This is a genomic window from Blastococcus sp. SYSU DS0669 (assembly GCF_054050895.1).
Window position 1 is genome coordinate 1 of sequence record NZ_JBJHAE010000043.1, and the last position, 7,546, is coordinate 7,546.

Genomic DNA, 7,546 nt, shown 5'->3' on the forward strand with positions numbered 1-7,546 from the left:
CCCCCCCCCAGCCCCCCCCCCGCCCCCCGGGGCCCCCCCCCCCCCCCCCCCCACCCCCCCCCCCCCCCCCCCCCCCCCCCCCCCCCCCCCCCCCCCCCCTCGACTCGACGGTCGTCTCGTCGATCAGGTCGGTGATGACCAGGCGCGCGTCGGTGGCGCGACGCCGCTGGCCGGTGTCGGTGGTCGTCACAGGGCGATCTCCTGCGGGAGCAGGCCGAGCAGCGCGAGCTTGTCGCGGATGGCGTCGGCGGTGAACGGCTTGATCACGTACTCGTGCGCGCCGGCGGCCAGGGCGCGGACGATCTGGGTGTGCTCGCTCTCCGACGTGACCATCATCATGGTCATCGACCGCCACGCCGGGTTGGTGCGGACGGCGGAGACGAACTGCAGCCCGTCCATCACCGGCATGTTCCAGTCGATGGTGGCCAGGTCGGGGATCCAGCCCTCGTCCAGCACGTCGAGGCCGGCGCGGCCGTGCTCGGCGTCCCGGACCTCGTAGCCGAAACCGGTCAGGATGCCGCTGACGATCCGGCGCATGGCGCGCGAGTCGTCGATTACCAAGGCACGCATGTCAGGCCCCCTTCAGTGGGCGGTAGGCGGAGCTGCGGCCGATCACGACCCGCTCCCAGGAGTCGTCGACGCCGAGGGTGGTCTCGGCGGCGCCGAGGAACAGCCAGCCGTCGGGTCGCATCAGGTCCCGCACGCGGCGGAGGATCGACTGCTTGGTCGGCAGGTCGAAGTAGATGAGGACGTTGCGCAGGTAGACGACGTCGAACGGCCCCATCCGCGGCAGCGGCGCCGCCAGGTTGCACTCGCAGGCGTTGACCATGCGGCGCAGGTTCGGCGACACCTCCCACTCGTTGCCCGAGCGGGTGAAGTGCCGGACCAGCATCGGCGCCGGGAGGCCGCGGTTGACCTCCAGCTGGCTGAACCGGCCGGCCCGGGTGCGCTGCACCATCTCGCGGGAGAGGTCGGTCGCGGTGATCGACACGCGAGAGGCCGCGTTGGGCAGGGCGTCGTCCAGGAGCATCGCGATCGTGTACGGCTCCTGCCCGCTGGAGCAGGCCGCCGACCAGATCTGCAGCCGCTCGTTGGCGCCACGCGCCTGGAGCAGTGACGGGAGCACGGTCGACGTCAAGGCGGTGAACGGGTCGCCGTCGCGGAACCACGAGGTCTCGTTGGTGGTGAGCGCCTCCACGATCCGGCGGGTGTGGTCGGCGTCCGGGCGCACCCGGACGCTCTCCACGAGCTTGCCGACGTCGGTCATGCCCATCTGTCGGGCGATCGGCAGGAGCCGGGCCTCCACCAGGTACTCCTTCCCCGGCTGGAGGACGATCGCGCTCTCCTTGCGGACCAGGTCACGGACCCAGTCGAAACTGGTCGCGGTCAGGCTCATCGACGACCTCCCACGGCCATTGGGGTGCTGGTGTTCAGGACGGCGGCACCCGCGAGGTGCCGCTGGATCGCCTCGGCGATGCGCTCGAGCGGCAGCACCTCGTCGGCGTAGCCGGCCTGGGCGACGGCGCCAGGCATGCCCCAGACGACCGACGTCGCCTGGTCCTGCACGACGACGGTGCCGCCGGCGTTGCGGATCTCGCCGCAGCCGTTCCGCCCGTCGGCGCCCATGCCGGTGAGCACGACCCCGAGGACGGCGCCGTCGTAGGCGGCGACCGCGGAGCGGAAGAGCGGATCGACCGCGGGGCGGCAGAAGTTCTCCGGCGGGTTCTGGTTCAGCGCGGTGCTGAACCCGGCCCGCCCGTTGTTCCGGACGACGAGGTGGTGGTCGCCGGGGGCCAGGTGCACGGTGCCCGGCGCGAGAGGTGTGCCGTCCACCGCCTCGACGACCCGCAGCGGCGAGAGCCGGTCCAGCCGCTGGGCGAACTGGCGGGTGAAGACGGGCGGCATGTGCTGGGCCAGCAGGACAGGCACCGGGAGGTTCGCCGGCAGGGCGGGGAGCACGCGGGCGAGCGCCTCCGGACCACCGGTGGAGGAGCCGATGACCAGCACCGCCGGCTTCTTGCCCGGACCGGTGCGGGGCACGGCGGGGCGGGGCGGCAGGACCGCGGGAGCCGCGGCCCGGGCCGGCGTCGTCACCGGGCGGCCGGTGAGCGCCTTGATCTTCGGGATCAGCTGCTCGCGGACGCTCTCCATCGACTGGGCCACGCTGCCGACGTTGGCCGGCTTGGTGACGTAGTCGTTGGCCCCCGCCGAGAGGGCGTCGAGGGTCGCGGTCGCGCCGCGCTCGGTCAGCGTGCTGAACATGATGATCGGCAGGCGGGTGAACGCCCGGCCGGCGCCGCCCCCGCGGATCCCCCGGACCGCTTCGATGCCGTTCAACTCCGGCATCTCGATGTCCATGGTGACCAGGTCGGGCTCCAGCGCGGCCAGCTTGCCGAGGGCCACCTTGCCGTTGACGGCGGTGCCCACGACCTCGATCCCCGGGTCCGCGGAGAGCACGTCGGTGACGATCTTGCGGACGACGACCGAGTCGTCGACCACCATCACCCGGATCGGGTTCACACGTCCTCCTGGCCCCTGCCCGCGCCGACCGGCGGGCTCGTTGTCTGTATCGGCATCTCCGCGTCCGGCTTGAGCCCGTCGGCGGTGCGGCGTCCGATGTCGCCCGCATTTCTCGGATGATCACGACGGGTGCGCCCCGGCGCGGCGCCGAAATGCACGGCACCACCGACCGGTGACCGCGACCGACATTCCGAGGAATGGTCGTGGAGGTCTCCGGTGCGGGAGCGCCGTGCTCCCCGGAACGCCCCAGATCCGCATGGCCGCGCGGTGGATCGCGGACTCGGCGGACTGGTGCCGACTCAGATTCTCGGCGGCGGAGAGGGCGGGTGAAGCCGACACGCGAAAAGGTGCCGCGCCATTTCCTGGTCGCCCATCATTGTCGACGATGGCGGGAGAGCGGCGCACGGGCCATTGTCGACAAGTGCCCCGGAAATGGTCGCCGAGCGGGAGGGATGCGACGCGGCGCGGACAGCCGCGGGCCGGTCAGGCGAGGGCGGAGACCCGTCGGCCCGGGGCGCGGAGCACGGCGGCGCTCTCGCTGCCCAGCAGGTCGTCGAGCACGAGCGCCTGGACGCACCCGGCCACGGCGTTCCAGACGCCGGCGGCGCCGTCGTGCAGGTCGAAGCCGCCGTCGAGGAAGGCCTGGACGGCGAGCAGCTGCGCCGAGGCCAGCGCCCGGGTGCGCCCGGACACGTGCGCACCCCACGAGGCCTCGTGCATCGCGGTGGCCCACGGCCGGTGGGCGGCGCGCCCCTCGTCGACGGCGGCCCGCCAGCGCGACCGACCGCCCTCGTCGAGCTCCCGGACGGCGGTGAGGAAGCCGGTCAGCTCCCCGGCGTGCTCGAGCCCCCAGCCCGCGGGACCGGCCAGCGGGCCGGCGTCCAGGGCCCGGTCGAAGGCGGCGGTCAGGTCGCGGCGCACCAGTGGGGGCAGGACCCCGGCGGCCCAGAAGCCGACGGCGGCGTCGGCCAGCACGTCGGCGGCCTGCTCCCAGGTGTCGGCGCCGAGCCGGCCCGCGAGGGCGTGCTCGTGGCCCAGGACGTCGTCCCGGAGCAGCCGCTCCAGCGTGGGCGCATCGCCGATGGTGCCCTGCTCCAGCTGGCGCACCAGCAGGGCGGTGCGGTCCCCGGCGCCCTCGGCGGCGCCCGCGGCGGTGCGCACGTGCGGCACGGCGGCGGCCATCTCCCGGGCGCGGCGCGACCGGACGGCGCGCACCCCGCGCTGCTCGCGGTCCAGCCCACGACCCGGGTGGACCCCGGCGAGGCGGGTGAGCGCCTGCTCGTCGGCCCCGAGGCCCGCGAGGAGGACCTCGGCGACCTGCCGGCCGGCCGGCAGGCGGACCAGGTCGAAGCCCAAGGTGGCGGCACTCACCAGGGAGTAGGGCACGGCACGCCTCCAGGGCTCCGGGAACGGGACGAACCCATGCTGGCTGCCCGGGCGGGGCAGCACCATGTGCCCGTCACCCCATCGCAGGAGCGCCTGTACCCCTACAGCGCGTGTCGCACCGTGCGCGGTCAGCGATTGATCACGCCTGGTGACCGGTCGCTACCGCAGGTGCTGCCCCGGTCGTCGCGCGTCCCGGTCCCGGAAACGCCGGAGCGGCGGGAAGGTGGTCCCTCCCCGCCGCCCGGTGCCGCGGTGTGGTGTCGTGCCGAGTGGGCCCCGGACCGGAGGACGACAGGGTGCTACGCGCTGACGGCCTTCTGCACGTCCAGGGCCAGCAGCAGCTTCCCGTCGAGCTTGTAGGCGCCGCGGATGAGATCGCGGGCCTGGCCCTCCAGGGTGTCCGGCGGCGCCTCGAAGTCGCCGGCGTCGACGTCCACCACGTCGGCGATGGAGTCGACGAGCATGCTGACGGCCTCGCCGTGCAGCCGGACGACGATGACGACGGGGTCGGTGCCCTCCGGGCGCGCCGGCCGGCCGAGCCGCTCCCGCAGCTCGATGGCGGTGACCACCTGGCCGCGGAGGTTGATCAGCCCGGCGACGGCCGTCGGGGCGAGCGGCACGCGGGTGAGCTGCTGGCTGCGCAGCACCTCCTGCACGTGCTCGACCTCGATGCCGTACAGATCACCGTCGAGCCGGAAGGTGGCCAGCTGGCCGCTGGTCGCGGGCGCCAGGGTGAGCGTCGATTCGGTCACGTCAGACCTCCAGCAGTGCGTCGGGGACGCCGGAGGGCGTCGAGGAGGGGTGGGTGGCGCTGGGGGCGGCCGAGTAGAACTGCGGATCCGCGGCGAGGATGGCGGCCCGCACGTCGAGCAGCTCGGTCACCTTGTCGCCCAGGACGGCGGAGCCGAGCAGGCCCATGTCGTCGATGTCGCTGCGCACCGCGGCCTCGCCGTCGACGATGTCGAGGATCTCCTCGACGACGATGGCGACGCTGCGGCCGTGGTCGGCGTAGACGATGACCTCGAGCACCTCGCGGTCGGACTCGCCGAAGGCACCCAGGTGCCGGTCGAGCCGGACCATCGGCAGGATCGCGCCGCGGTACTGGACGACCTCGCGGTTGCCGACCTTCTCGACCGACTCGGCGCGCACCTGCTCGAGGCGGGTGACCGTGTCCAGCGGGATGGCGACCCGGCGGCCGCCGCCGATGGCGGCCAGCAGCATGCGCTGCCGGTCGGTCTCGGTGGCCACGGTCTGCAGCGAGCCGGCGCGGGCCTCCTGGCGGTCGGTCGTCTCGGTCCGCAGGGCCCGCCGGGCGAGCGCCTGCACGTCGAGGATGAGGGCGACGGTGCCGTCGCCGAGGACGGTCGCCCCGGAGTAGAGGCCGATGGCCTTGAGCTGGCCGCCGACCGCCTTGACGACGATCTCCTCGGTGTTGATCACCCGATCGACGACGAGCCCGAAGCGGCGGCCCTCGGAGCGGAGCACGGCGATGACCACGTGCCCGTCGTGCCGCTCGGAGGTCAGGCCCAGGACGTCGGTGAGCCGGACGAGCGGGAGCAGCTCGCCGCGGAGCCGGTAGACCTGAGCCCCGCCGACCTCCTCGACCGCGTTCACGGCCTTCTCGGCGTCCAGGGAGACGAGCTCCTGCAGGCTGATCTGCGGGATGGCGTAGCGGTCGGTGGCGCACTCGACGGTCAGCGCCGGGACGATCGCCAGCGTCAGCGGGATGCGCAGCCGGCAGACGGTGCCCACGCCGGCATCGGACTCGACCTCGATCGTGCCGCCGATGGACTCGATGTTGGTCTTGACGACGTCCATGCCGACGCCGCGGCCGGAGACGTTGGTGACCGCCGCGGCGGTGGAGAAGCCGGGCAGGAAGATCAGCTGCAGGATGTCCGCCGGGCTCATCCGGGACAGCGCGTCCTGGGTGAGCAGGCCGCGCTGGACCGCCTTGGCGCCGAGCTTGACCGGGTCGATGCCGGCGCCGTCGTCGGCCACCTCGACCACGACCTGGCCGCTCTCGTGCCGGGCGCGGAGGGTGAGCACGCCCTCGGCGGGCTTGCCGGCCTTCTTCCGGTCCTCGGGCGCCTCGATGCCGTGGTCGACGGAGTTGCGGACCAGGTGGGTCAGCGGGTCCTTGACCGCCTCGAGCAGGGTCTTGTCGAGCTCGGTGTCCCGGCCCTCCATCTCCAGGCGGATCGACTTCTTCAGCTGGAGGCCGAGGTCGCGGACGACGCGCGGCAGCTTGGACCAGATGTGGTCGATCGGCTGCATGCGCGTCTTCATGACGCCCTCCTGCAGCTCGCTGGCGATCAGGTTGAGGCGCTGGGAGGCGCGGATCAGGTCGGTGTCGGTCTGCCGCGCGACGTTCTGCACGATCTGGTTGCGGGTGAGCACCAGCTCGCCGACGAGCAGCATCAGCTCGTCGAGCAGGTCGACGTCCACGCGGATCGTGCTGTCGGCGACGGCGCGGCGGGTCTGGCCACCGGCCGCCTCCGGGTGGGCGGCCTCCCCCTCGGGGTGGTCGACGACGGGCTCGGGCACCAGGCGCTCCTCGGCGACGGGAGCGGCGACGGGAGCGGCGGCGACCTTGGCGCGCGGCGTCCGCGTGGCCGGGGCCTTGGCGGTTGCCCTGGCGGGCGCCTTCGCGGGGGTCTTCCGCGCGGCGGCCTTGGCCGGGGCCTTGGCGGCGGCCTTCGCGGGGGCCCGGGGGGCGGGCACCGCCGCAGCGGCCTCCTGGGCCACGGCCGGCGCAGGGGCCTCGGCAGCGGCGACCGGGCCGTCCTCCATGGCGGCGCTGATAGCGGCGACGACGGCGGAGACGTCGACCGACCCCTCGCCGCCGGAGGCCTCGATGGAGGTCAGCAGCGACCGGACCGTGTCGACCATCTGCAGCAGCACGCTGGTGCGCTGCGGCGTCAGGGCGAGCTCGCCGTCCCGCAGGCGGGACAGCATGTTCTCCCCGACGTGGGTCACCTCCTCCAGGCGGTTGAACGCCAGGAAGCCGCTGGTGCCCTTGATCGTGTGGATGGTCCGGAAGATGCTGGACAGCCGCTCGCGGGAGTCGGGCTCCTGCTCGAGCGCGACCAGGTCGGTGTCGAGCTGGTCGAGGTTCTCGTGGCTCTCCACGAGGAATTCCTCGACGATGTCGTCCAGACCGTCCACTGCTGCCTTCTCTCTCATCGCGACGGGGCACAGGCGGCCCCGCTGGGTCATCGGCGGGCCGTCGGCGGAGTCAAGGTGAACCCGCGCCGACGCCCGTCAGCCGTGTTATCGGCAGCCCGCCGCTGCATCCGACCGTCGCCGGGGCGGGCTGGTGGTGCTCAGTAGCTGAACCGGCCCACCGCGGCCCGGAGGTCGCCGGCCATCCGCGACAGCTCGTCGACGGCGGTGCGGGTCTGGGTGAGCGCCTGGGTGGTGGAGTCCGCCGCCGTGGAGACGCTGGTGATGTTCGCGGCGATCTGCCCCGATCCCCCGGCGGCCTCCTGCACCGACCGCGACATCTCGTTCGTGGTCGCGGTCTGCTCCTCCACCGCCGAGGCGATGGTGGTCTGGCGGTCGGAGATCTGCGCGACGATCTGGGAGATCTCCTCGATCGCCGCGACCGCCGCGGTCGTGTCGCCCTGGATGGCCAGCACCC

6 protein-coding genes and 1 pseudogene are annotated in these 7,546 nt (G+C 73.5%); all 7 read right to left on the reverse strand.

What is annotated here, in order from left to right:
• Window positions 1-186 precede the first annotated feature (186 nt).
• Window positions 187-570, reverse strand: coding sequence for a response regulator (locus ACI792_RS20720; protein ID WP_456604250.1), 384 nt, complete (start codon window positions 568-570; stop codon window positions 187-189).
• 1 nt (window position 571) lies between these two features.
• The gene (locus ACI792_RS20725) at window positions 572-1,396 is read right to left on the reverse strand and encodes a CheR family methyltransferase (RefSeq protein ID WP_456604251.1); all 825 of its coding nucleotides are present in this window, start codon (window positions 1,394-1,396) and stop codon (window positions 572-574) included.
• Window positions 1,393-2,520, reverse strand: coding sequence for a protein-glutamate methylesterase/protein-glutamine glutaminase (locus tag ACI792_RS20730; RefSeq protein WP_456604252.1), 1,128 nt, complete (start codon window positions 2,518-2,520; stop codon window positions 1,393-1,395). Before ACI792_RS20730 ends, ACI792_RS20725 begins: the two co-directional genes overlap by 4 nt.
• 483 nt (window positions 2,521-3,003) lie before the next feature.
• Window positions 3,004-3,906, reverse strand: coding sequence for a hypothetical protein (locus ACI792_RS20735; RefSeq protein WP_456604253.1), 903 nt, complete (start codon window positions 3,904-3,906; stop codon window positions 3,004-3,006).
• A gap of 299 nt (window positions 3,907-4,205) precedes the next feature.
• Window positions 4,206-4,658: a chemotaxis protein CheW gene (locus tag ACI792_RS20740; protein ID WP_456580253.1), complete on the reverse strand. Its 453-nt coding sequence runs from the start codon at window positions 4,656-4,658 to the stop codon at window positions 4,206-4,208.
• 1 nt (window position 4,659) lies between these two features.
• Window positions 4,660-7,071, reverse strand: coding sequence for a chemotaxis protein CheW (locus ACI792_RS20745; RefSeq protein WP_456604254.1), 2,412 nt, complete (start codon window positions 7,069-7,071; stop codon window positions 4,660-4,662).
• A 158-nt stretch (window positions 7,072-7,229) separates the two neighbouring features.
• Window positions 7,230-7,546, reverse strand: a pseudogene (locus ACI792_RS20750) (methyl-accepting chemotaxis protein); the annotation flags it as partial.